Source organism: Fructobacillus evanidus (genome assembly GCF_963580165.1).
GTDB lineage: Bacteria > Bacillota > Bacilli > Lactobacillales > Lactobacillaceae > Fructobacillus > Fructobacillus evanidus.
In genome coordinates this window covers 152,889-178,024 of the sequence record NZ_CAUZLM010000005.1, presented here as the reverse complement: position 1 = coordinate 178,024, position 25,136 = coordinate 152,889, and the positions used below count along the sequence as shown (strand labels likewise).

Annotated in this window: 27 protein-coding genes; 23 read left to right on the top strand and 4 right to left on the bottom strand. The window is 46.2% G+C overall.

Annotated elements, in window-relative coordinates:
* The first annotated feature begins 227 nt into the window (after positions 1-227).
* From AABI08_RS05475 to AABI08_RS05435, 9 genes are all read left to right on the top strand, one after another.
* On the top strand, positions 228-1,094 hold the full coding sequence (locus AABI08_RS05475) for an ABC transporter ATP-binding protein (protein ID WP_338343912.1): 867 nt from the start codon (positions 228-230) through the stop codon (positions 1,092-1,094).
* Complete coding sequence (locus AABI08_RS05470; protein ID WP_338343913.1) at positions 1,094-1,960, top strand: ABC transporter permease; 867 nt, start codon at positions 1,094-1,096, stop codon at positions 1,958-1,960. Before AABI08_RS05475 ends, AABI08_RS05470 begins: the two co-directional genes overlap by 1 nt.
* Positions 1,961-1,979: 19 nt before the next feature.
* A complete protein-coding gene (locus AABI08_RS05465) occupies positions 1,980-2,594 on the top strand; it encodes a LytTR family DNA-binding domain-containing protein (protein ID WP_338343914.1) in 615 nt (204 codons plus the stop codon).
* Positions 2,595-2,602: 8 nt separating this feature from the next.
* Positions 2,603-2,995, top strand: coding sequence for a DUF3021 domain-containing protein (locus AABI08_RS05460; protein WP_338343915.1), 393 nt, complete (start codon positions 2,603-2,605; stop codon positions 2,993-2,995).
* A gap of 243 nt (positions 2,996-3,238) precedes the next feature.
* Positions 3,239-4,060, top strand: coding sequence for an energy-coupling factor transporter ATPase (locus tag AABI08_RS05455; protein ID WP_338343916.1), 822 nt, complete (start codon positions 3,239-3,241; stop codon positions 4,058-4,060).
* A complete protein-coding gene (locus tag AABI08_RS05450; RefSeq protein ID WP_338343917.1) occupies positions 4,036-4,935 on the top strand; it encodes an energy-coupling factor transporter ATPase in 900 nt (299 codons plus the stop codon). Before AABI08_RS05455 ends, AABI08_RS05450 begins: the two co-directional genes overlap by 25 nt.
* On the top strand, positions 4,928-5,728 hold the full coding sequence (locus AABI08_RS05445; RefSeq protein ID WP_059393910.1) for an energy-coupling factor transporter transmembrane component T family protein: 801 nt from the start codon (positions 4,928-4,930) through the stop codon (positions 5,726-5,728). The genes AABI08_RS05450 and AABI08_RS05445 overlap by 8 nt, the downstream gene beginning before the upstream one ends.
* A 27-nt stretch (positions 5,729-5,755) precedes the next feature.
* On the top strand, positions 5,756-6,529 hold the full coding sequence (truA, locus tag AABI08_RS05440; protein ID WP_338343918.1) for a tRNA pseudouridine(38-40) synthase TruA: 774 nt from the start codon (positions 5,756-5,758) through the stop codon (positions 6,527-6,529).
* 84 nt (positions 6,530-6,613) lie between these two features.
* Positions 6,614-7,021, top strand: coding sequence for a pyridoxamine 5'-phosphate oxidase family protein (locus AABI08_RS05435; protein ID WP_338343919.1), 408 nt, complete (start codon positions 6,614-6,616; stop codon positions 7,019-7,021).
* A 345-nt stretch (positions 7,022-7,366) separates the two neighbouring features.
* Here the strand turns inward: AABI08_RS05435 and AABI08_RS05430 are convergent, their stop codons facing one another.
* Positions 7,367-7,600: a hypothetical protein gene (locus AABI08_RS05430; protein WP_338343920.1), complete on the bottom strand. Its 234-nt coding sequence runs from the start codon at positions 7,598-7,600 to the stop codon at positions 7,367-7,369.
* 308 nt (positions 7,601-7,908) lie between these two features.
* Between AABI08_RS05430 and rplM the strand changes: the two genes are divergently transcribed.
* Together rplM and rpsI are read left to right on the top strand one after the other, a co-directional pair.
* Positions 7,909-8,352 (top strand): 50S ribosomal protein L13, encoded by a 444-nt coding sequence (gene rplM / locus AABI08_RS05425; protein WP_059393906.1) that lies wholly within the window; start codon positions 7,909-7,911, stop codon positions 8,350-8,352.
* Positions 8,353-8,370: 18 nt separating this feature from the next.
* Positions 8,371-8,766 (top strand): 30S ribosomal protein S9, encoded by a 396-nt coding sequence (rpsI, locus tag AABI08_RS05420; protein WP_059393905.1) that lies wholly within the window; start codon positions 8,371-8,373, stop codon positions 8,764-8,766.
* Positions 8,767-8,882: 116 nt separating this feature from the next.
* On the opposite strand, the gene AABI08_RS05415 is transcribed toward rpsI, so the two are convergent.
* Positions 8,883-9,932, bottom strand: coding sequence for a Fic family protein (locus AABI08_RS05415; protein ID WP_338343921.1), 1,050 nt, complete (start codon positions 9,930-9,932; stop codon positions 8,883-8,885).
* Between the two features lie 236 nt (positions 9,933-10,168).
* A complete protein-coding gene (locus AABI08_RS05410) occupies positions 10,169-12,136 on the bottom strand; it encodes an ABC transporter ATP-binding protein/permease (RefSeq protein ID WP_338344408.1) in 1,968 nt (655 codons plus the stop codon).
* A gap of 110 nt (positions 12,137-12,246) precedes the next feature.
* Between AABI08_RS05410 and AABI08_RS05405 the strand changes: the two genes are divergently transcribed.
* From AABI08_RS05405 to AABI08_RS05370, 8 genes are all read left to right on the top strand, one after another.
* Positions 12,247-12,846, top strand: a complete 600-nt coding sequence (locus AABI08_RS05405) for a TetR/AcrR family transcriptional regulator (protein ID WP_338343923.1) — start codon at positions 12,247-12,249, stop codon at positions 12,844-12,846.
* A gap of 339 nt (positions 12,847-13,185) precedes the next feature.
* The gene (locus tag AABI08_RS05400; protein WP_338343924.1) at positions 13,186-14,349 is read left to right on the top strand and encodes a hypothetical protein; all 1,164 of its coding nucleotides are present in this window, start codon (positions 13,186-13,188) and stop codon (positions 14,347-14,349) included.
* 21 nt (positions 14,350-14,370) lie between these two features.
* Positions 14,371-16,041 (top strand): hypothetical protein, encoded by a 1,671-nt coding sequence (locus tag AABI08_RS05395; RefSeq protein WP_338343925.1) that lies wholly within the window; start codon positions 14,371-14,373, stop codon positions 16,039-16,041.
* A 216-nt stretch (positions 16,042-16,257) separates the two neighbouring features.
* Complete coding sequence (locus AABI08_RS05390) at positions 16,258-16,569, top strand: PadR family transcriptional regulator (RefSeq protein WP_161795116.1); 312 nt, start codon at positions 16,258-16,260, stop codon at positions 16,567-16,569.
* Between the two features lies 1 nt (position 16,570).
* Positions 16,571-17,128 carry a DUF1700 domain-containing protein gene (locus AABI08_RS05385; protein WP_338343926.1) on the top strand — a complete coding sequence of 186 codons (558 nt, stop codon included), beginning with the start codon at positions 16,571-16,573 and terminating at the stop codon, positions 17,126-17,128.
* Between the two features lie 4 nt (positions 17,129-17,132).
* Positions 17,133-17,831 (top strand): DUF4097 family beta strand repeat-containing protein, encoded by a 699-nt coding sequence (locus AABI08_RS05380; protein ID WP_338343927.1) that lies wholly within the window; start codon positions 17,133-17,135, stop codon positions 17,829-17,831.
* A gap of 12 nt (positions 17,832-17,843) precedes the next feature.
* Positions 17,844-18,593, top strand: coding sequence for an ABC transporter ATP-binding protein (locus AABI08_RS05375; protein ID WP_338343928.1), 750 nt, complete (start codon positions 17,844-17,846; stop codon positions 18,591-18,593).
* A gap of 1 nt (position 18,594) precedes the next feature.
* Positions 18,595-20,577 carry an FtsX-like permease family protein gene (locus tag AABI08_RS05370; protein ID WP_338343929.1) on the top strand — a complete coding sequence of 661 codons (1,983 nt, stop codon included), beginning with the start codon at positions 18,595-18,597 and terminating at the stop codon, positions 20,575-20,577.
* Positions 20,578-20,783: 206 nt separating this feature from the next.
* On the opposite strand, the gene folP is transcribed toward AABI08_RS05370, so the two are convergent.
* Positions 20,784-21,881, bottom strand: a complete 1,098-nt coding sequence (folP, locus tag AABI08_RS05365) for a dihydropteroate synthase (RefSeq protein ID WP_338343930.1) — start codon at positions 21,879-21,881, stop codon at positions 20,784-20,786.
* Positions 21,882-22,024: 143 nt separating this feature from the next.
* Here folP and folB point away from each other — a divergent pair, with 143 nt between their 5' ends.
* The 4 genes from folB to AABI08_RS05345 all read left to right on the top strand — a co-directional run bounded on the left by folB (position 22,025) and on the right by AABI08_RS05345 (position 25,089).
* Positions 22,025-22,405 (top strand): dihydroneopterin aldolase, encoded by a 381-nt coding sequence (folB, locus tag AABI08_RS05360; RefSeq protein WP_059393896.1) that lies wholly within the window; start codon positions 22,025-22,027, stop codon positions 22,403-22,405.
* Positions 22,402-22,893: a 2-amino-4-hydroxy-6-hydroxymethyldihydropteridine diphosphokinase gene (gene folK / locus AABI08_RS05355; protein WP_338343931.1), complete on the top strand. Its 492-nt coding sequence runs from the start codon at positions 22,402-22,404 to the stop codon at positions 22,891-22,893. The genes folB and folK overlap by 4 nt, the downstream gene beginning before the upstream one ends.
* A 15-nt stretch (positions 22,894-22,908) precedes the next feature.
* Positions 22,909-23,475, top strand: a complete 567-nt coding sequence (gene folE, locus AABI08_RS05350) for a GTP cyclohydrolase I FolE (protein WP_338343932.1) — start codon at positions 22,909-22,911, stop codon at positions 23,473-23,475.
* A 261-nt stretch (positions 23,476-23,736) separates the two neighbouring features.
* A complete protein-coding gene (locus AABI08_RS05345) occupies positions 23,737-25,089 on the top strand; it encodes a bifunctional folylpolyglutamate synthase/dihydrofolate synthase (RefSeq protein ID WP_338343933.1) in 1,353 nt (450 codons plus the stop codon).
* Positions 25,090-25,136: the final 47 nt, after the last annotated feature.

Sequence of the window (25,136 nt, the reverse complement as noted above, 5' to 3'; positions counted from 1 at the left end):
TTCCTCTATTTCAACCTATTATACACAGGTTTTTTATAAAAATGCAGATAATGTGGAATGTGATGACATGAATTAGAATTAATTCAAAAAATATTCAAAAATCAGCGAGAAAACTGTTAACTCTACTGATTTTTTAACCGCTTGGGGTCAAAACCAAACCGCTTAGCGGAGAGTGCGAGACATCAAACCAAGATATGGTTAGAATAAAGACGTTGGAGGAGAGACAGATGATTTTAAAAGCAATGAACTTGAGTCAACGCTATGGCAGCTTTGAAGCTGTTAAGCACATTAACTTATCAATACAAAAGGGGTCTTTAACGGCCCTGCTCGGACCAAATGGAGCCGGTAAATCGACCACAATGCGGATGCTGACGGGCTTGGATCAAGCGGCCAGTGGAGAAGTCGTTTACGCAGAAAAGACCAAGATTGGTGTTGTCTTTCAGAACAGTGTCCTAGACGGGGAATTAACTGTTCATGAAAACCTGGCAATTCGGGCTGCCCAGTACAAGGGAGTGCCCGCGGACCGAATAGAGAGCTTAATTCATGATTTAGGGCTAACGGCCTTTGCTAATCAACGTTATGGGACATTATCCGGTGGCCAAAAACGACGGGTTGATATCGCCAGGGCATTGCTGAACAAGCCGGATATTCTTTTCTTAGATGAACCAACGACCGGTTTGGATATTCAAACCAGGCGAGCAATTTGGTACCTGTTAGCAGATTTGCAGAAAAAAGACCAGCTAACGATTGTGTTGACGACGCATTACTTGGATGAAACCGACCAGGCTGATCAAGTTTATATCATCGATCACGGCCAGGTGATTGCCAGTGGGTCTTCAAAGGAAATTAAACATCAGTATGCGCCGAGTCAATTGCGCTTGGAGGTCCAGGCTGATGGAGCAGAACGGTTGTTGGGGCAGGGCTATGACTTTGAGAGCAACCAAGGCGAGGGCCAGCTACTGATCAAGGGACTAACGGCTAGTGAAGTGATTGCCTTGCTGAGTCAAAATAAAGACGTCGTGACTGATTTTGAATATTTACAAGGCACAATGGACGATGCCTTTATCGCCCTAACCGGGCAGGAGGTGCGTTAATGTTTGCCCTAATGAAACGAAACCAATTATTATATTTTCGCAACCGCAGTGGCGTGGTGATGTCCTTGATGGGCGCTTTGATTTCCTTTATTCTTTACATTGTTTTCCTGAAGAAGGGCATTAGTTCGGATTGGACCGGTGTTCCTCATAAAAATCAGCTCCTTGATACTTGGTTGATTGGTGGAACTCTGGCCATTACGGGCGTCACAACGACGCTGACGGCCCTCTCACAGCTGGTGAAGGACAAGGAGACCCATGTCAGTGCGGACCTCTTCTTGACGGATACCAAGCCAATTGTCCGCCGGGCAGCCTATCTTTTGAGTGCAGCAGTGGTGGGCTTCTTGATGCAGGTAGCAGTTTTTGCAGTGATGGCGGTTTACTTTATGATGGTTGATGGCCTGAGTCTGACGGTTGAAAACTTGGTAGGTCTTGTTTGGGTCATGCTGCTAAGTGCTGTTTTATCGACGATTATGAATGCCTTGATTCTGAACCGAATTGAAACGGTCGATAATTTGTCAAAGGTGGCAACGATTGTCGGGACTGCCAGTGGCTTTTTGGTTGGTGGTTATATTCCAATCGGCTCCCTACCTGATTTTGCCCAGACATTGATGAAGATCACGCCAAGCTTTTACGTGGCAACGCTTTTCCGCCAGGTGCTGATGAACAAGACAATCTCATCCTCTTTTGCCGGACAGAGCGCGGTCATCAAGAGCTTTGACCAAGAAATGGGTATTCGGGCCCAATGGGGGCACTTGTTGACGGGGCTGGAAAGCAACCTGGTTGTGTTAGGATTAATAGGAATTGGTTGTCTCTTATTACTAGCACAAGTTCTTCATGGTGGTGAGGGTCGAACAAAGGCCAAATAAAATTTGTTGGAGAAGCTTAGTGGAAGTTCATTTTCGTAAAAATCAGCAAATGAAAGCTGACCAGGTAGAAGTCACGGTTGAGGCGGTAGAAGCTAACCAAGAGGTGGCCGACTTGTTGGCTTATTTGCGGCGCTACCAATCGAGAGAAGCGTCTAATCCAGACGCATCGCTAAAATCGCCTGTCGTAATGGCTGACCGATCGACGTCGGCGGATTCACAGGAGCCCACGGACCAGCCGGCACAATCAAATTTGACAGAGGGTGTCGACCACTCGACGCCTTCTGCCGCGCAGGCAACGACCGCTCAATCCGGTATTCTCTCGGTCAAGACAGCCGATGAAATTATTTTGTTGAAGGTGGCCGACCTGATTTTAATTGATGTGGAGGCTGGTCAGCTCGTCATTACGACTACAAACCAGCAGGTTTTGGCGAAGGAGCGGTTAGGACATTTTGTTGACCGAATGGGTCAGGCGAACTTTGTCCAAATTTCCAAGCACGCCGTGATCAACCTTGACCACTTGCAATCGCTGTCAAACAGCTTTTCTGGGAATATGACGGCGGAATTGGCTGGTGGCAATCAGGCCTTAGTCAGCCGGCGTTATGTGAAGACCCTGATGGCCCACTTGGGTTTATAGGAGACAAAATGAAGAAAATATTCTTAAAAATGATCCGTGGTATGGAATACGGTGCGTTAACCTACTTACTGGCTCTGCTGGTTTCTGCTCAAACAATTGAAATCACAACGAAGGATATCGTTGGTGTTTTGTTGATGAGCGCTGCGATTGGCTTATTAACCTTGATTTTTACCATTGACCGTCTATCTTATTTGGCAGCCATTATCATTCACCTGTTGGGCACCTTTGCCTTGGTCGTTCTCACTGACCGGTTGACCGGTGTCTTTCATGGCATCTTAAACCTGAACTTTTGGTTGATTTTTGTGACTGCCTACCTGGTGATTTGGTTGATTATCAAGGTTGACCAGCAAACGCAGGTGGATCGGATTAACGCCGCCTTGAAAAAGGCCCAGACAAAATGAAATCGGTGCCTTACGAGAACCGGCAGAGGATTTTTAAGCCCGAGGTCTAAGGATTGCGGTGCCCACGAGAACCTTAAGGGCTGCCGCCTAAGGATTGAATAACAAGTCGACCATACTGGTCGACTTTTTTAGTGGCCCTCGTCAACTATCTCAGGCAAACAAAAATTGGTTCGTTTCAAACTTGTTGCCAAGCAAGGCACTGCGACCGGCCCTTAGCCCACAAATATGGTAAAATGTTTGATAATGACAAACGCAATTACAATTAACAATTTGACTTATGGGTACCCAGACCAGGACCCACTCTTTCATGATTTTGACCTCGAAGTCCAAGAGGGCCAATGGCTGTCGATTGTCGGCCATAACGGATCGGGGAAATCGACGCTCGCCAAGCTAATCCTGGGCCTCTTAGAAGCCAACAGTGGTACGATTAGTATCTTTGGTCAGCAACTGACCGTTGAGACACTGGCAGAAGCCCGTGCCCAGGTGGGGATGGTTTTTCAAAACCCAGATAACCAGTTTGTCGGCGCTACCGTCGCCGATGATGTTGCCTTTGGTTTGGAAAACCGCCAGGTACCATCTGAGGAAATGCCGAAGATGATTGAGGCGGCCTTGAAGCAGGTGGGGATGGCTGATTTTGCCGACCGGGAACCACACACGCTCTCGGGTGGCCAGAAGCAGCGAGTCGCTTTGGCATCTGTCTTGGCCCTTAAGCCCAAGGTGATTATTCTAGATGAAGCAACGGCCATGCTTGATCCAGCCGGGAAGAGTGCTGTTTTGCAGACTTTAAAGGACCTGAAAAATCAGTATCAGGATCAATTGACGCTCATCGTCATCACCCATGATATGGCGGAGGCTGCCTTGGCAGACCGCGTGGTCGTCATCAATGACGGTCAGTTAGCCTTTGACGAACGACCACAGGACCTCTTTGTCCAGGGACAGGCACTCAAAGAGCTTGGCTTAGACCAACCGTTTGAGTCTCAGTTGGCCCAGGCCTTGCCAAAGGCCCCCAACCAGTATGTAACGAAGCAGGAGTTGGCAGCATGGCTATCAACATTGAAGGATTAAGCTTTCACTATGGCGCCGGGAAAAATGCGAAGCAGATTCTCGACGATATTAATTTAACGGTTGAACCCGGTCAGATTACCGCCATTGTCGGCCAAACTGGGTCGGGCAAGTCAACCTTGGTTCAGCATCTGAACGCGCTCTTGTTGCCAAGCGGTGGACAAGTTGTGGTTGGCGACCAAGTTGTCACCAGTAAGACCAAGGAAAAGGCGTTGGGACCAGTCCGCGCGCAGGTGGGGATGGTTTTCCAATTTCCGGAAAATCAGCTCTTTGCTAGCACAGTTTTAGAGGATGTCATGTATGGCCCCAAAAACTTTGGCAAAAACGATGAAGAGGCGGAAGCCCTCGCGAAAAAGGCGTTGGTTCAGGTTGGGCTGAAGGAAAAATTCTGGCAACACTCGCCCTTTGACCTTTCGGGTGGACAAATGCGCCGAGTGGCGCTGGCGGGCGTCTTAGCTATGGATCCGCAGGCCATGGTTTTTGATGAACCAGCGGCCGGTCTCGACCCCAAGGGGCAAGAGGAACTGTTGGACTTGCTCCAGGAGCTAAAGGCCACCCAGAAGACAGTGGTCCTGATTTCTCACCAGATGGACCAGGTGCTAGCGCTCGCAGACCAAGTGGTCGTGATGCAGGACGGTCGTGTGGCGGCTATTGAAGCCCCCGACCAGCTTTTTTTGCGTGACCGCCAGTGGTTCTTGGACCACGCCTTGGACTTGCCGGAGCCGGTGGCTTTCGCCAAGGACCTCGAAGACCACGGTTATCATTTTGACCATTTGCCAAAATCAGTGGCAGACTTGGCCGAGCAAATCAAGGGCCAGGTCGATTGGAATCAGGTAACCGTGCCAAATTCTTTGACTGGAGGTGACCGAGATGAATAACCTCGTGATTGGTCAATTTATTCCTGGCAAAGCCTGGCTTTACCGGGTTGATCCCAGAACCAAAATTTTGGTCACAGTAGTCTATGTCTTTCTCTTAATTTTTGCCAATACCTGGCCGGCCTACGCCCTTGCCACCTTGTTTTTGGCCCTAACACTGGTCTTAACGGGTCAAAGCCTTGGGCTTTACTGGCGGGGGATTAAGCCCGTGATGTGGCTCATTATCTTTACTGTCTGCCTCCAGCTCTTCTTTACTGGTGGCACGCCCGTCTTGTTCCATTGGCAGTTTTTAAAAATTACGTTGCCGGGCTTGATTAACGCCCTCTATGTGGTTTTGCGCTTTGTGCTGATTGTCCTGATGTCAACGGCCCTAACGCTGACGACACCGCCAACGGCCATTGCCAGCGCCATCGAGTCGCTTCTAAAGCCCTTGAAGGCGATTAAGGTACCGGTTGCTGAACTGGCCTTGATGCTTTCAATTGCCTTGCGCTTTGTGCCGTTGCTGATGCTGGAAACGGATAAGGTGATGAAGGCACAAAAGTCGCGGGGGATGTCACTGTCCACCGGTTCACTTATCAAGAGGTCAAAGGCCGTTTTGCCTTTGTTGATTCCGCTCTTTATTGGGGCCTTGCAACGAGCGCTGGACTTAGCCAACGCCATGGAAGTTCGCGGTTTTGAATCTGCGGATAACCGGACACGGTACCGGGTCCTATCTTTTAGCAAACAAGACTTAGTGGCGGCTTTGGGGACTGGACTCTTTGTCCTTCTTTTTATCGGATTACTATGGATCAATTAAACAACATTAGCAGGAAGGGAGCCGCCGATGCCGCGTTATCGTGCGATTGTCGCTTACGACGGGTCTGATTTTTTAGGCTTTCAAGTACAAAGTAAAAATGGGGTGGAACGCCACCGTACTGTTCAAGGGGAATTAATCAAGGCCGTCAACCAGATGGGCAAGAATCCCGCTGAACGAATTAAGGTTGTCGGAGCCTCACGGACCGATACTGGCGTTCACGCCAATGGTCAGGTCGTTCATTTCGACCTGCCTTTTAATATTCCGGGCGAGGGCGTCCGTAAAGGTTTGAATACTATCCTGCCCAGAGATATTTTGATTAAGCAGGTGGACCAGGTGTCAAATGACTTCCACGCTCGTTTTGCCTCCCACCAGAAGCGCTACTACTATCGGGTTTCGACGCAAGACTATGTCGATCCCTTTAAGCGCCGTTATACCGGCCACTTTCATTGGCATTTGGACCCGAAACGCATTGAACAAGCTCTGCCTGATTTGATTGGGGAACATGACTTTGCCACCTTTGCTGCCTCTGGGAATCAGACGGCGACGACCGTTCGGACCATCACCAGAGCCGAAATCGCGGTCAAAGAAGATGAACACGAACTTGTCTTTACTTTCGAGGGGAACGCCTTCCTGTACAACCAGATTCGCATTATGGTTGGCGTTTTGCTGGAAATTGGCACGGGCCGTCGGGCCGTGGATTCGATTCCAGCGTTGATTGCTGCCAAGGACCGTGAGCAAGCGGGTTACACGGCGCCCGCAGCCGGTTTATATTTGGACGAAGTAGCGTATAATAGTTTGTGAGTTAGGATAATTTTTCGCTTTAAAAAATCAGCTGGCGCTTTTGCTGGCTGAGGAAGTGATGGTAGTCGACACACGGAGGTTAACATGACATTATTTGAAGAATATATGCAGGCTGCTCGGGGACTGATTTTTGTGGCAACGGCCAAGGATGAACAGCCAAGCCTGCGCATCATGGGCTTTGCGGCTGATCCAGACCATCCCAACGTCTGGTACCTGGTTTCACAGCCAGATACGGCGAAGATTGCTGATTTGGACCAGAATGAAAAGGTTGCCATCATGACACCTTTGAATGAAAACGGGGCTCGAATCGAATCCAACCAGGTGACCATGGTGCGTTCCAAGAAAACTTGGCAGGATGTGCAATCTTACTTTACCAACCCTGTTTTCTTGAAGAACCATCCGCACCCTGAAGAAGAAGTGTTGTTGGAATTAACCTTTAAGTCTGCCCGTTTGGCTGCCTATGCCGGTACCGAAGTAGTGACTTTTGCTTAATTGAGCGGGTCGATAGCCAATGGCGAAAAGCTAGCTGTGTTAGCAGTCAAGCAGACTAGGCGAGTAATCGTAAATTTTTTACCTTTAAATTGAAACATCAAAAAGCCCCAACCAATGAATCATGGTTGGGGCTCCTTTTTATCAGTGCTGCCAGTAAACTGAAAAAGTTTAATGAGGAGAAGTAGGGTCGTGGCTAGGGCGACGGTTTGCTAGTTGGGGGGTGACGGGGAGAAGAGTATGGGACTCCAATTTGTCTTGGTTAGCAAACCGGGCAGCGTTCGGGTAGCCAGTGTTCTCAATGATTGAATCTGAATTTTTTTGAAAGAAGAGCAATGCTTATTCACATTACTCGGCATGGTTATTTTTTACATTTGCCTGTTTTGTAAGAATGTGTTTCGCATTGTTTTTCGTAATTGGTGTGCTTGGTTGAGCGATTTTAGTGGGTGCTTGCTGCTGCTGCTGTAAGGGGTTAGGCCCAGCTGAAGCAATGGCAGTATTACCACCTAGCACAATCAAGGTCATTAAAACGATAAAAATCCAGAAGGGCTTTGTTTTCCATATATCTCTAAGATGTAGCATACGGATTCCTCCTATATGGGTACTATAACACGACTGTGACTTATTTGTCACATTAAATTAAATACTTTGTAACATAACATTGAACATTAGAATTTTTTGGGCTCTTTTCTGAAGAAAAGGGGCTTGAATAGAACTGATTTTTTTGATGGAAAATCAGCAAGAAAATCGGGAAAATAATTGACAGTGCCGGCCTTAATGGATATAATAGTTGTTGGTATTGTTTACCTCACGATAAGCCCCGGAAACTTATTGTAAAAGTTAGGTAAGGAACGACCTAACATGTAAACAACTAATCAAAGGAGCGCGCCATGCGTACAACATTTTTAGCAAAGCCTAGCGAAATCGAAAAGAAGTGGTACATTATTGATGCCAAGGACGTCGTTTTGGGACGTTTGTCAACAGTAGTTGCTTCTATTTTGCGCGGTAAGAACAAGCCAACTTTCACACCTAACGTTGATATGGGTGACAACGTCATCATCATCAATGCTGGTGAAGTAAAGTTGACTGGTAAGAAGGCAACTGACAAGATTTACTACCATCACTCAAACCACCCAGGTGGATTGAAGGAACGTACTGCCGGTAACTACCGTCAATATGATCCAGAAAAGTTGTTGGAATTGTCAATCAAGGGTATGTTGCCTAAGACATCTTTGGGACGTAAGCAAGGTTTGAACTTGCACGTATACGCTGGAGCAGATCACAACCATGCTGCCCAGAAGCCTGAAGTACTTGACATCAACAAGTTGGTCTAAGAAAGGAGTGCCGATAATATGACTGCAGCAGTACAATATGCCGGAACTGGTCGTCGTAAGAACTCAGTTGCTCGGGTCCGTTTGGTTCCTGGTAACGGTGCCATCACTATGAATGGCAAGTCAATCGAAGACTACATTCCTTTCCCTAACTTGCGTGAAGTTGTTTTGCAACCATTCAACGCTACAGATACATTGGGTAACTATGACGTTTTGGTTAACGTTAATGGTGGTGGTTTCTCTGGTCAAGCCGGAGCCACTCGTCACGGTATCGCCCGTGCCTTGCTCGTTGTTGACCCAGACTTCCGTCCTGCATTGAAGCAAGCTGGTCTTTTGACCCGTGATGCTCGTATGAAGGAACGTAAGAAGCCAGGTTTGAAGAAGGCCCGTAAGGCTTCACAATTCTCAAAGCGTTAATCTTTACATTATCGTTTTACGAGAACATGGAAAAGCACCAACCGATTGCGGTTGGTGCTTTTTTGTCGTGAATGCTAAACAATAACTTTTTGTTGATAAAATTTGGGCGATTATTTTTACCCAAGCAGAATATATTTTGTTGAACGTCCGGCACCAGTCATCTGAATTTTATTTCCTTCCCTTAATTCCAGTAAGGCTCTTTCAATCGTCTTTTTACTGTACGTCGGAATAAGTGAAATCAGTTCGGATTTTGACAGGGGCTTTAATTGATTCTGCAATGTTTGTAGAATGAGCTCTTCTGCAGGGGTTTTATCTTGTTCTGAAAGAGTAATTCGCTCGTTTAATTCACGGTATGCTTGCAGTACGACGCTTAAAAAGTAATTGAGAAACGGCGCATAATCGTTAGTATTTTCATGCCAGCCTGTAGAACTATTTTCCAAAGACTCGTAGTAATCATTCTTTGTTTTTTCAATTAGTGCTTCAATACTGATATATTTGCCCACATCAAATTTTGATTGATACAGGGTTAACAGCATTAATAAGCGCGACATGCGTCCATTGCCATCTCTAAAAGGGTGAATCGAAACAAAATCAAAAATAAAGGCACCGCAAAGGAGAATCGTGGGGAATTTATTTAGTTGTTGTGCTTCATTGTAGTCAGTACAGAGCTCTTCAATCAGTGTGGGGGTCATGTGAGCTGCAGGCGGAGTAAACCTGACTTTGGTTGAACCATCAGCGTATTGCGTGATGATTTGATTATTGATGTCTTTGAAATGACCGCCCCAAGTACTTTCTGTAAAACTAAGCAAGCGTTTGTGTAGGGTTAAAATCGTATTCCCAGAAACCGGAATGTAAGGGTAACTTTCATGGATAAGTTCTAAAACATCCCTGTACCCAGAAATTTCAGCCTCGCTTCGGTTATGCGGTGAGGTTTTCTTTTCAACTAATTGCTTCAGCCGGGTATCACTAGTGTAGATGCCTTCGATTCGATTAGAAGAATCTGTACTTTGAATTTTTGCAACTTCGACTAAACGATCTAAAATGGGTGTTTTTATTTTGTTTAAACCAGTGAGTTTACCACGTAATTCAAAAATCTGATTCATTTTGTTAATCATTTCTGGAGAAATAACAAGGTGATTGAGTGTTTGATAATCAAAATTTTTCAATGTCACTTTCTCCTTTCGATGTCATTTTATGCTTTTTGACATCGAAAATCAATTAATGGGTCGAATAGATTCCGTCATTATGATTGGGCTGATTTGTCATTCATATTAAGAAGCATCGACAAAAAATATAAAACTAGTCTAGGGTTGTAGCCTCAAATTTGCCCATAATAAAACCCCAGAATCTTGCTTTAATTCTGAGGTTCATATTATTTATTAATCAATTCAATGATGAAAGCTTAGTCAGCTGACAATGCATCGATTGGGTTCAACTTAGAAGCTCGACGGGCTGGCAACATAGCGGCCAACAATGAAATCAAGATTGCTAAGACGAATGCTGTCGTCACGTTGCCGGCAGTAATTTGAACGAAGGCGTAATCGGCAGTACCCTTCAAGGCAGCGTTGACACCGGCTTCGGCCAAGAAGGCCAAACCAGTAGCAAAGACTGCTGAAATCAGACCAGTGATCAATGATTCAGTGATGAACAACCATTGGATATCACCCTTTGATTCACCGATGGCACGGAGAATTCCGATTTCCTTAGTCCGGGCAGAAACTGACATGTACATCGTTACGATAATCATCAATGCCGAAACAATCAATGAGATACCGGCGATAGTTGCCAAAACGTTAGTTGCCAAGTTGACGTAAGTCTGGGCTTGGTCAATGATGCTCATAACAGAAGAAGTCTTGTAAAGGCGGTTAGAAGAATTGTCCTTGATTTGGTCAATCTTCTTCGTGGTTGCCTTGACGTTGTCCATATCATCAACCTTCAAGTTCAATGAATTTGGGGCAGTTGATAAGCCAGACTTTTCCATAGCAGCTTGCATGGTCTTTGTGCTGGTAAATCCTTGTGGGATACCTTGGCTGTTGGCCTTTGTCACACCAGCAATCTTAGCAGTGAATGTCACTGGAGTAGCTGACTGTCCGTTTTGGACTTGGTAAGTCATCGTGACTTCCTTGCCAATAGCATCCTTGTAGTTGCTGAAACCAAGACGCTTTGTCACAGTTGTTTCGTCTAAGAGCACTTCATTAGTCTTTGGTGCGTTACCGGCCTCGATTGAGTCGGTTGTGTCTTCTGAAGTCCAGTTTGTCAATGATGTAACGGTTGCTGATTTACCATTATAAGTCGTATTGACGTTGGTAGCGCTATAAGAATTTTCAACCTTTGACACGTGAGAAGTGTCTTTGATTTGCTTAATTTGGTCGGCGGTAAAGGTTTGCTTGCTACCACCGCCAAGTAGGGCGGCAGCGTTTGATTCGCCATCTGTCTCCTTGCTATAACGGGAGACGGTTACCGACTGCGGGTTGGCGACCTTGGCAATCTGGTCACCAATATAGCCGGAAATCCCATTGCCAAGACCTGAGAACAAGACCACGGCAAACAAACCAATGGCCGTTCCTAAGATAATCAATGAGTTGTGCTTGATGTTGTACTTAAAATGCTTAGCAGCAGTTCGGATGCTGGCCATCAAAGGCAATGGGCGGGAACCGAGCATTTCTTTATCGGTCGTTTGAAAGGCGGGCTTGAGACGCTCGTCAGATTCGATTTGGCCATCGGCCAAACGAACAATACGAGTTCCGGCATCGGCAACGGCCTGTGAGTGGGTAACGGTAATGACCAAACGACCTTCCTTGGCGATGTCGTTTAACAATTCCAGTACTTCAATTGTGTTTTCGGCATCCAAGGCACCGGTTGGTTCATCGGCGATGATGACCTTCGGGTCAGAAGCCAAAGCACGGGCGATGGCTACTCGTTGCTTCTGTCCACCAGACAGCTGATTTGGATACTTTTTGATTTGCTTTTCCAAGCCAACCTTTTGCAAAAGTTCCTTGGCTCGGTCTTCACGTTCCTTCTTACCTAACGTCGTCATGTCTAATGAAACTAAGACGTTGTCTAAGACGGACAAGTGGGAAACCAGGTTATAGGATTGGTAAATATAGCCAATCGTTTCCCGACGGTAACGATCCAATTCCTTCTCTTGCTTGTGGTCCAGCAACTTGCCCTTGACCAAAACTTCACCAGAGAAGTTACGGTCCAGCCCACCAATGATGTTCATCAGTGTTGACTTACCGCCACCGGATTCACCCAGGATGGAAACAAAGTCGCCAAGGTCGAAGTTCAAATCGATCCCTTTGAGGACTGGAAATTCTTCCTTCCCGAGGAAATAGGATTTCCTAATGTTCTTTAATTCTAAATATGCCATACGTGTCCTTTCACAATAAGCTTTAATATTGTTAAGTTATATTAAACCTTTTATTGCAAATAAAGTCAACCTATAATAAAATAAATTATCGACTAAGGAGACATAACCCTGTGAAAAGAGAAGAATTAAAACAATTAAACCGGCAGAAAATCTTAGCTGCCGCCACTGACTTGATGACACACCAGGGTATTCGGGCTACCAGTATGAAAGACGTTAGCTCAAAAGCAGATATTTCAATCGTCACTATGTATAAGTATTTTCCGACGAAAGAGGAGCTGACCGAGCAAGTCGTCTTGGATTTTTACCATAAACGATTTAAGCCAATCATCGAGATGGCAGACGGTTCAGATACAACCTTTGCCAAAATTATTAATGCTTTTAAAAAGGAGAAGGAAGAGTGTGAGCGGCTTTTGGGTGAGAATATCTTTTTCGAATTCCAACGAGTAATTAAGCATTCCAAGATTGTTTACGATTACTTATACAATACCCAAATGTCCTTGATAGCGACTTTGATTAAAAAGGGCCGAGCAAGTGGGGAAATTAATACACCTGCTAGTGACGATGTCATGCTGATGGTTGCTTCGTGGGTCTTTACTTACCTGGGAAAGATGGAAGAAAATTTGAGTAAGCAAAAAATTGAAGGACTCCAATTATTTTTGCAGTATGGGGCGTTGGGCCGACCAAAGGATTGGAAAAAACCGTTAGGATGATGGGAAAACAGACGTAGACGCTGTTGAATAAATAAGCAGTTTATTATCGACATTTGATCGGTAATGGGCTGCTTATTTTTTTTACATATTTATAGGGGAAATCAGCTGAAAACATTAGAAAAGATAGGGGAGTATTTTCTGTTTCTTTAATCATGTAAAAAACTTTAAGGGTAATGATTGTTTGGCAAATCAGGCTGATTTTAACGTGGTGATTTCGTTTATAAATAAAATTATGGTTAAAATTTCTTTTTTCTATTCTCATTCTGGATAAATACCCCGTTCTTTGTTATCATAAAAACGTTATTAGAGTGAAGTAATTTATGTAATATGGGAGATATTATGACAAGTAGAACAGAGTGGGAAGAGTACTTTGAATTAATCAATGATCGGCGTCCCAATGAAAACGAAATCGTAGAAGCCTTTCAAAAGGGTGAATTCGAAGATGAAGATTTGAAGCGGATGGCCGAGCAGGTGGCGCGTGAGCAAGCACAGCAGGTCCAACAGCAGGCTCCTGTAAATAATCAGGGTCAAAATGCCGGTCATGCCCAAGAACAGGCTTCTGTGAATAATCAAAATCAAAATGCCGGTTATGCCCAAGAGCAAGCTCCTGTAAATAACCAGAACCAAAATGCCGGTTATGCCCAAGAGCAAGCTCCTGTAAATAACCAGAACCAAAATGCCGGTTATGCTCAGCAACAGGCACCAGTTAACAACGAAAGCGATGACTTCAATCAAGTTGTCAATAATGAAGAAAAATCGAACCCTACATTGAATGATTTTAAAAATCAGGCCAATAACTTCTTTGGTTGGTACTGGGAACGTGCCGTTCACCCAACGAACCATTTGAATGATGAAAAGCCAAACACTGCCTTTTTGTGGTTAAGTTTGGCAATCACGTCTTTTTTGTCGGCCGGTGTTTTTTGGAATGTTCTTCGTCGTGCGGTTGATACCTTTTCAGACTATGCAAAAAACCAATTCAATGCAACAATCGCCAACAAGGTAAGTAGTATTGGTGGCCAGTTCTTGCCAACGGCTTTCTTCGATTTCCTGGTAGCCTTTGTGATTATTTTCTTGGCTGCTTTAGGTGGTTTGGCCATCGTGACCCGTACCAAGGTTGATTTTAAGCACTTGCTGAACCAATACTTGGCTTGGTTCCCAACTGCAAGTTTGTTTGCGGCTGCAAGTTTTATCTATTCATTTGTTGCCTCAGTCCCTTCTATTCAGAATATCTCAAATCCGAATACTTTCTTGTCAAATTTGGCAACGACGGTAGGTGTCTTGTTGGGACTCCTATTCTTGGCTATTGTTGTGAACCAGTACTCAGCTTACTATTTTGTGCAAAAGCACCAGGAAGGTAATGAAAAAATTGACTTGATTTGGTGGCAGTTGTTGCAATTCGTTGTAACCGTCGTTATTTTGGTCATTGCTTATGACGTTGTCGTTAGTCCAATGTTCCAGTCACTGTTCTCAACTATTTCTAGCGCCATTAGTAGCGCATATTGATGAGGATGAGAGGCGATAAAAATGGGACAAAGTGAATGGCGCAATGCCTTTAAAGAAAAGAATGGTCGTGAGCCCAGTTTAGATGAGTTTAAGCAGGCGAAGAAAAATGGCTTTGCCTTGCCCAAGACTGATTTGCCAAATGAGGCCGACCTAAAGGCCTGGATTCGTGGTTTTGAAAGCATCAATCACCGCCGGCCAACAGTTGAAGAAGTCAAGCAGCAAAAAAACTTAGCTGAAAATCCGGTGGACGAAACGGCTACTAACCAGGAACAAACACCTGGAAATCAGCCAAGTCAGCCGGTGCAACCCGTCCAAGTGACGCAGCCGGCCGAACCAATTCAACAGGAGGCGGAACAATTTGACCGCCGCCGTCAGCAAAAGCCAGCCCAGCCGGATGATGCTGGCCAAGAAGGTGGTAACAACCATCGAAATGGCAAGAAGAAGTCATCTAAGAAGCGCAAGTGGGTGATTTTCTTGTTGGCAGTGGCAGCTGTTTTGATTGCTTTGGTCAGCTATGGCTACAACTATTATTCATACGCAAACAGCTTGGACCGGGCAGCAACGGCCTTGAAGACGTATGATAAGGATAAGTATCAAAACATCACTGAGTGGTCAGATTCTCATAAGAAGATGACGACGGCTGATTTGACACCGCTTGCCAACTACATGCAAGACCAAAAGATGAGCAAGAGTGACACCGAAGATTGGATTAAAAAATCAGGTAAGGGTGTGCGCTTCGTTCGCGATGGTCAAACATTGCTGATTTTCCCACACTACACGCTGGAGATGGATCCCGTTGATTTGACGGTTAATACCAACCAATCTGGCTTGTCAATTTCCGTTAACGGTAAGGTTTTGACGGACAAAAGTGATTCAGATTATAGCGAAATGTTGAAGCATCAGGCGCCTGGTTTGTATAACTTTACGGCCCAAGGGAACCTGAATGGTCAGAACGTGAATACCCAGTCGAGCGACTACTATGGTGACAACAGTTCTGATACCGTTGACTTGAACATTAAGACGGTCAGCTTCACGGTCGAAAGTAATATAGATGGTGGGGATGTTTATGTGGCCGGCAATAAGGCGGGTACGATTTCTAACGGTAAGGCAGATATCAAGAACGTCGCCGTGACGAAGGGTGCCAAGGTCTACGTCAAGTCAGGTAGTGGTAGCGATGCTATCACGACATCATCTAAGTCGCTTTCAAGTATCGATGATGGTGATACTGTTGATTTGGATTCCGATAGCATTTTGAGTAATTCGGATGCCGAAGACCAGTTGAACGATATGGCTTCTGCTTTGACCTCTTATGCAAGCAGTGATGACACACCTTCTGGATTGGGTGACATCTTCAATGGTGGTTCAAGCAATAAGTCTTATCAGGACTTTAGCCAAATGATTCACCGTAATCGTTATGCCGCTTCGCGGAATGCCAATACCATCAACTTTGGTGATATTTCGGTTGACCAGGTCAGCGCTAAGTCCAAGAAGAATGCTGATGTGACCTTCGAAATCAAGGAAGACTTTAACTATACTTCCGATACTGATCCAGATAAGCATACTTCTGGAACGAAGACACAACGCTTCCAGTTGATTGCTCACATGGTTTATAACAGTTCTAAGGGAAAGTGGTTAGTTGATAGTATTGATCCAAATCAGAAGAAGCTTTCTGATGACGATAATGTTAACTAAAAGTTTTTAAGATTTGCTACCTTGACCGATTGGGGTGTGGACAAATCAGACTGGTAAATACTGCTATTAAGGCAACTTGGTGGCTAACAGATTTTACCGGCGATAAACAAATTGAAAAGCAGGTGCTAATCGAGTTTTGGATTAGCACCTGCTTTTTTTGTTATACCTATTTGACAAACTATATTATATGACATATAGTATTAGATGTTAAGGAGTATGATGATGAAAATAAAGATTCCGAATCTGGTTCTTGAGGCGGTTGTTTTACAGACATTGTCCGAAGAAGAACTTTACGGCTACGTAATCACAAAAAAAATACAGGAAGTCATTCCGATTTCTGATTCAACAACCTATCCCATCTTACGACGGCTTGAACAAAAAGGCTTTGTCACCACCCGGTCGGCAATCTTTGATGAACGAACCCGCAAATACTATCAGTTAACGAAAGAGGGAGAGGCGCAACTGGCTGACGCTAAGAAAGAGTGGCAGACCTTTGTTGAGCAGGTGAACGGCATTTTGGGAGAGTAACATGAACTATTTAGAAAAATTAGCAGCAGCACTTAAAGGATTACCAACAAAAGAAAAAGACGATATCTTAGAGTATTATCGTGAATACCTTGAGGATGGTGGATTGTCCGATGCAGAGGCAATCGAAAGTCTGGGCACACCGGAAGAGTTAGCAACAAAAATTAAAACGGACTATTATACCGAAAACGGCGAACAGGTGCCGCCCTATGGGCCACAACACACGACGGCGTATCGGGTTCTGATTTTAGCTTTGATCATCATCTCGCTACCATTAACCTTGCCATTCTTTGGTGGCATCTTCTTTTCACTCTTTATGCTCATCTTCGTCTTCTCGATTTTGATGCTATTGGCCACGGCCGCTGGAGTCGCCTTCTTTATTTACGGCCTCTTTGCGTTGTTCCACACTTTCTGGTCGGGACTGTTCTTTACTGGCTTGGGGATCATCTTTATCGGTCTGATGTTCTTGGTGATTCCGGGCATTATCTTCATCACGAAAAAGGTGATTCAGGGCATTGTTGCCTTGAGTCGCTGGCTTGTACAACTTTGGGAAAGGATTTAAGACAATGAAAAAAACGTTAAAATTAGGCGTCTTTCTGATGGGCGTTGGGGTAGTGATATCAAGTGTTTCCTTTGTCTTAGCCAAGCCCGGAGAAATTGATTTTAATCGAGTGCTGACACGTGATTTGTCTCACATCAAAACGGAAACGCACGATATCACTCCAGATAAAAGTCAGCTAACAAATGACAATATCCAAGGTGTACAAGTTGACACCAATAGCTTTGACATCGTGGTCAAGAGCGGTGACCAGTACAGTGTCCAGGAAATTGACTCCGCTGATCACGCAGTATTTGAGACTAAGGTTGAAAATCAGCAGTTGATTATCAGCAAAAAGTCCAAAAAGGGCAATAATTACCAATCTGGGGAACCACGATTGGAAATCACCATTCCACGAAATACCAAACTGCAAAAGATGACCATTCAAAGCGAGAATGGCGATATTAAGTTAAAAGACATCAGCACGAACCAAGTTCAATTAACCAACACAAATGGCGATATTGAATTGAAGCAAGTCACTATCGACGGTGGTGGCAATGTTACCAACAAAAATGGTGATATCGAAGTCGAACAAAGTCAGTTACCAATTGTTGAGGCTGAGACGAAATCTGGTTCGCTTTCAATGAAGCGAGCCTACCATGTCAGTTATGGCGATGGCGCTAATTTGCATTTGATGAATCAGTCCGGCGATGTTGATTTGGACTAAAGGAGAAAAACCATGGCATTACTCGAACTAACCCACGTACAGAAGTCCTATCCGGACAGCCAAAACAAGCAGGTCTTGCAGGATATTTCACTGACCATCAATGAGGGGGATTATGTCGCGATTATGGGCGAGTCCGGTGCTGGTAAGACCACGCTGTTAAATATTATGGCGACCCTCGATAACCCAAGTGACGGGTCCATTAAGTTGAATGGGGTGGAGACCACTGATTTGTCAGACGGCAAGAAGGCGGTTTTCCGACGAGAAAACCTCGGCTTTATCTTCCAGTCCTTTGATCTTTTGGACATTTTTAATAACCGCGACAACATTAATTTGCCATTGGTTTTGACCAAGGCTCCTAAGTCTGAAATGGACAGCCGCTTGAATGAATTGGCCCCACGCCTGGGTATCCAAGAACTTTTGGATAAGTATCCTAGCCAGATTTCTGGTGGACAACGGCAAAGAGTGACCGCTGCTCGTGCTTTGATTACGCGGCCAGCACTGATTTTGGCCGATGAACCAACCGGGGCATTGGATTCCAAGACCGCTCAAGAAATGTTGTCGATTTTTCAGGACGTGAATGCGGCGGGACAGACCATCGTGATGGTCACTCACTCATCGTTGTCCGCCTCTTATGCTAAGAAGACCCTCTTTATCAAGGACGGACGAATTCAAACTGCCTTAGACCGGGGCGAAATGGGTCAGGAAGAATACCTGTCAGCCATCTCCAACCAGCTAACGGAGTTGACGAAAGTAGGTGCATAAGATGTTGAGTCTTCGTTTTGCACTGCAAACACTCAAAAAGGATTTTCGCCACTACGCCCTCTTTATTTTTGCCAACGCTTTCTTGTTGATGGTTAACGCGATGTTCTTCGCCATTCGCAATAACCACAGCATCGCTACTTCCGAATATGGCAAGATTATCAAGGCCGTGATGGTCTTGGGCTTGGTCTTATCACTTTTGGTCGGCGCAGTCTTTATTTTCTACGCCAATTCCTTCGTGTCCGGTCGGCGGCAACGGCAAATCGGGACGCTCTCGATGTTGGGGATGTCGCGCTTTCAGGGCTTTATGGTGGTGGCCTGGCAGTCACTTGGCCTGTGGTTCATCACGACGGTCATCGGGCTGGCGGCTTCATTTGGTGCCTTGTTCATTGCCTTTCCCGTGTTAAATCAGTTGGCAGGTGGCCAGGATTACCGGGTTGCCTTTGACTGGAATACGGTGGTCACGGTGGGGCTGATTTACGCAGCGTTGTTTTTCCTGATGACCCTGATCGAAGGATTTAAAATCGGGCGGACAAGCTTGATTGATTTGACCAAGTCCGACCAAAAGGTTGCCAAAGAACCAAAGGCGAAGGCCTTCCTGGGCATTACGGGCTTTGTGATTCTAATCGCTGGTTACTGGTTGGCTTTGACAACGAAGCCAAGCTTGAACGCCTTGTTCTCCTTTATCTGGGCGGTCGGCCTGGTGATTGTCGGCACTTATCTAGTGATGATTGTTGGTATTGGTTGGCTCTTAAAGCGCTTGCGCAAGAACCAAAAGTATTACTATCAGGACAAGCATTTTGTCCCCGTTTCGGGACTCTTGTTCCGAGTGAAGAACAATGGGGCCGGCTTGGCCACCGTTGCCTTGCTGTTCACGACCATCGTTGTGGCCTTGACGGCAGCGATTTCGATGCAGCAAGTAACTAGCAAGTTTGGCCAGTACCTGCCTTACGATACAACGATTACGAGTACTCAGGCGTTGTCACAAGACCAGTTAAATCAGGTTCAGCAAAGCGCCCAAGAGCACAACTTAACTTTGAGCGCTAGTCATGAACTCGAAGCAACTAACGCCATTTTGGCCAAGGTCAGCGACGAGGGTAAAATCAGCCGCTTTACTGGCACTGGCGACGTCATGTCAACACCGCTTTTCCGGGCCATGACGGCCACGAGTTTGAAGCAGTGGCAGGGACAATCCGTTTCGTTGGCCAGTGATGAGGTCGGTATTTACGCAACCCATCAGAAGCAGGTGCCAACAAAACTGCAAATTGGTGGTAAGACCTACAAGGTGAAGACCATCAGCCAATTTACTTCACCGGATTCAACCGCACCATCCGGCCCAAGTTATTATTACTTGGTCGTGAACCAGCAAAGCCAGCTGGATGCCTTCTTGAAGGATGTTCAGGCACCGGCAAGCAATGATGGTGGTGTTCAGGTGGAAATCTCGGACATGCCGGATGCGGTGACCCACCTCTATGCTTATGATGTGAAGGGGACGAAGAAAAATGAAATTGCCTTTAGCAAGGACTTGAGCAAGATTTTCCAACAGACGGGTGGCCAGGTCACAGACCGAGCCGACGCCGTGCAAAGCATCGAAACTGTCTTTGGTAGCTTGGTCTTCGTCGGTGTCTTGACGGCTGTTGTGTTGACCTTTACCACAGTCTTGATTGTTTACTACAAGCAAGTCGCCGAGGGCTTGGTTGACCGGCAAAACTTCAAGAAGATGCAACGAATTGGCCTGAGCCTGGCGGAAACCAAGCAAATGATTAACCGCCAAATTCGTCTGCTCTTCGGTTTGCCACTCTTGTTGTTGGTTTTGAACGCCTTCTTTGCCTTCCCAATCTTGAAGACGGTCTTCAAAACTTTGGGGATGTTTGACCCAACGATTTTCATCCCAGTTATGGTCACAATGACGGTGATTGTCATCCTGATTTACCTGGTGATTTACTGGCTAACATCCAAGCGTTATCAACAAATTGTTAACCAATAAAAGAATGGTCTGGACTCTGAAAAATCAGCTTCCATGACTTTAGACTAAAAGACGAACTCTACTGCTAATGCGGTCGGGTTCGTCTTTTTCTGTACATAAAAAATAGACAGCCACGTTAGTGACTGTCTATTGGCTTTGGCTTACAAGATTCTGTGACCGCATTGACGCGAATGCTGCCACATCGGTGACTGTCGTTTTGCCCTGGCTTACAAAGCCAAAGTATTGAAAATATTCATGAGCAAGCGCGTCTCTTCGATGTTGTGGACACGAATCAACCGGCCACCGTTCATGACCATGTTGTATTCAACCAACAAAGATGAAATCAGGCGGTCATCGATCTCGCGGTCGAAGAGTGTGCCCATAAAGCTCTTGTTGGAAACACCGGCCAAGATTGGCAGACGGCGGTCAGCCATAGCCCGGATGGCCTTGATCTTAGTAACGTCTTCGGCAGCGATTTCTTCCTTGGTGATGCCCTCGTAGCGAGAAGTAAAGCCAACTCCTGGATCCAAGATGATGTTTTCGTCCTTCAGGCCACGGGCCTTTAGTTCGCTGACCTGGTCGTCGAGGTAGTCAAGCAAGGATTGGTGGACATTGTCGGTTGGCTTGTCACGATTGTTGTAGGTCGTGATTACTGGTGCCTGGTAGCGTTCGACCAAGCCGAGCATTTCTGGCGTGTCAAAGCCGGAAATACTATTGATCACTTGAACGCCGTGGTCCAAGGCCCGTTCGATGGTAATTGGATTGTTGGAATCAACTGACAGGATAATGTCTGGGAAGGCCTTTCTGATTTCCTTCAAGTAGGGTTCCATTCGGCTGAATTCCTCATCGGCACTCATGTCACCGGCCTTGGGATTAGTGGACTTACCGCCGATATCAAAGAAGGAAATGCCCATAGCGATTTGCTCTTCGATACGGCCAAGGTATTCCTTTAAGTTGTGGTCCTTGCCATCGTAAAAGGACTCGGGTGACAAGTTCATGATGGAATGAATCATGGGCTTATCGGTGATATCAAAGGACCGGTTACCGGCCGCAAAAAAGATTTGGCTGTCTTTGTAGATGGCCTCGAGTTCGTCCGTAGGGATGATTGAGTTTTGCTTGAAGTCGGCAATCACAGTTTCCAGGTCGCGGTGGGTGATTTGGAGTAGGTCCTGATTTCCCTGAGTGGTAAAGCGGTGGTTGTGCTGGGCAAAATAGTTGGCCAGGCCGTTTTTTTGGTCTGCGGGTAAATCAGTAAAGGCAATCGTCATTTGACTGCCGGCAATTAAGGGATTGAAAGTTGCTTGATCAATGTGCTTGATGGACATTGCTAGTCTCCTCGTTCTTTCGGTCATTAAGGGGCACTTTTAAGGTATAATGGTAAGTAATTCGTTAAAACCCTATCGATTAATCATATCATCATTTTTATGATAAGAAATAGGGTTTTCTGTTTACATTATGAGGTCGTGTCATGTTGACAATTAAGTTAAATAATATGAAGTTCCATTCCTATATCGGAGTTTACGCCGAGGAAAAGAAAATCGGACAAAACATCGAAATTGATTTGGCCTGTCAAATGCAGTCAGACCAGTCGCGTTACACGGATGACCTGACGGATACTGTTAGCTATGGGGCCATTTATCGGATTATCGAAAAGACTGTTGCCGATAGCCGGGTTGACCTCGTCGAACGCTTGGGCCAGCAAATCTTTGATGATATTCGAGCCGTCTATGATGCCGAAATCGTGGCCATGTCGCTGAATATTCGCAAATTAGCTGTACCGGTTAATGGGATTTTCGATAGCGTTGAAATTACGTTGACGGATACCGGCAAGCGGGGTGCTGACCAATGATCACCTATCTGAGTATTGGCAGTAACCTGAACGACCGGTTGGCGGCCATCAATGCCGCCTTGCAGGCGTTAGCTGGCGATGACCAAATCACGGTGGACCGGGTGTCACGGATTTACGAGACAAGCCCAGTTGGCGGTGTCAAGCAAGACGACTTTTACAATATTGCCGCCAAGGTGGAAACGACCTATTCGGCCCACGACCTCTTAGATAAGATTCATCAAATTGAGGCTGATTTGCACCGCGTTCGTGAGATTCACTGGGGTCCGCGAACCATTGACTTAGACATTCTCTTCTATGGGAATGAACAAATCGACGATGAGGTGCTACAAGTCCCACATCCGGAACTTTACCGGCGGAAGTTTGTCCTAGTGCCGCTGTTAGATCTCTTTGATGCTGATGACCCAGCTTACCAAAAGTTTCAGGAAGCCAGTCAGGCTTTGCCGGCCGACCAGGCGGTCCGAGTTGTTGCTGAAAAATTAGAATATTAATTAATGGAAAAGACCATGGATAGTAAAAACCAAAAAATTATTGAAGATGCAGTGCGGGCCATTTTGACGGCGGTCGGCGAAGATGTGAACCGGGAAGGCCTGTTGGAAACCCCAGAGCGGGTGGCCAAGATGTATGCCGAAGTCTTTGGCGCGGTCAATACTGATTTTACCAACTTTACCGTCTTTGACTCAACGGAAGACGACGTTGACCAAGAAATCATCACGGTTAAGAAGATTCCTTTTTACTCAATGTGTGAGCACCATCTCTTGCCATTCTTCGGCGAGGTTTCGTTGGCCTATATCCCCAGCGACGGGAAGATTGTCGGCTTAAGTAAGGTGCCCCGGCTGATTGGCCACGTTGCCAAGAAGCCCAATGTCCAGGAACGCTTGACCTCTGAAGTGGCTCAGAAGTTAGACGAATTAATCCACCCCAAGGGGATTGCCATCGTTGTTCGTGCCCGCCACATGTGCATGGAAATGCGTGGGGTGCGCAGTGTCGGTAATATCACGGAAACGACCTACTATATGGGCGAATTCAAGGGTGATTTGGCCAAGCAAAGTCTCTTTTTGCAACAGGCATAAGTGTTGCTGAAAAAATCAGAATCGGACTGTCGGCCGTGGCTGCAGTCCAGCTAGATAAGTTGACGGCTGGGCTGGGCCGGCTGACCAGCAGCATGATCAGTTTGTAGTTCGTCTAGCCAGTTGAGTAGCAGTGCAAGCGGTTTGCAGTTCGTCCAGTTAGTTGAGTAGCAGTGCAAGCGGTTTGTAGTTCGTCCAGTCAGTTGAGCAGCAACGCAAGCGGTTTGCAGTTCGTCTAGCCAGTGAAAGTACAAGGAGGTCACGGTGAAAAATGTAGATAACGACCAAACTTATCAACAGGCGTTGGCCATTCTGGAGAGCATTCCGGCTGGTATGAAGTACAAGGAAGAGATTGACCGAGTGGCCTTCTTGCGCCAAATTATTGGTTGGCTCGGTTTTGACCGCCTTTCAAGTAAGGTCATCCGTCTGGCCGGCACGAACGGGAAGGGTTCGACCGGAAAGATGGTGACAAACTTCTTGGTGGCTAGTGGGCTGACCGTCGCCGGCTTTAACAGCCCGCATTTGTTTGAAGTTCGGGAAGAGATTACCTGGAACGGGGATGCAATTGCGGAGGCTGATTTTGCCCAGGCCTTCTTTGACATGCTGGTCGTCTTGGACGACCACGGGGTGGACTTGCTGACTGAAATTTCCAGTTTTGAGGCGTCCTTCTTAACGGCCATGGCCTTTTATATTCGCCAAAACCCAGACAACCTGGTTTTGGAGGCCGGCCTGGGTGGCGAATTGGATGCAACCAATGCGATTCCCCGGTCAGACTACACGATTTTGACCCGGATTGGCATGGATCATATGCGGATTTTGGGCGATAATTTAACCGCCATCGCGCAAACGAAAGTGCGGATGGTCCGCGAGGGTGAAACCATTATTTCCTATGCCCCACAACGGCCGGAGGTCGATGAGGTAGTGGCAAAAATTGCACAAGAGCGAGGCAACCGCGTCTTTTCAGCCGCCATGGTCGAAATTGACCAGGTGGCAGAAAGCGGTACGAAGCGAACGGTCACCGTCACAGTTGGTGACCAGGAAATCAAGGATATCCAGCTGGGGCTGCAGGGGTCTTATCAATTGGGCAACTTGCAGACAGCCATCGCCACCTGGCAGGTCCTGTCCCAAATCGATGGTGTCAGCAAAATTTCATTGGCTGCCTTAAAATCAGGGATTGCCACGGCCCACATGCCAGGGCGTTTTGAGTACTTGCAGGAGGAACCCCGACCGGTGATTGTCGATGGGGCTCATAATGTTGATGGCATCAATGCCCTGATTGAAACCGTGCAGGGTTCCTTTGCCAACCGACGTAAGGTATTGATTGTTGGCTTTTTGGCTGATAAGGATACACTGACTTGCGTTCAAGACCTGTGTGCCTTGGAGGAGACAACTTTTATCGTGACCACGCCAGATAACCAGGACCGGCAGTTGGCCGCCGAGGACCTCTACCAAGAATTCTTGAAGTTTACCGATGCAAAGCGGGTGCTGACGATTGCTAATCCGGCTCAGGCGACCCAATATGCGCTGGAACACTTTGACCAGGAGAACGATGTTGTCTTGGCCACGGGCTCCTTTTACCTCGTTAAAGAGGTCATCAAGGCTGTTCGTAACCAATAAATTAGTAAAAAAACCAGCAATTGCTGGTTTTTTTTGTTGCTTGAAAA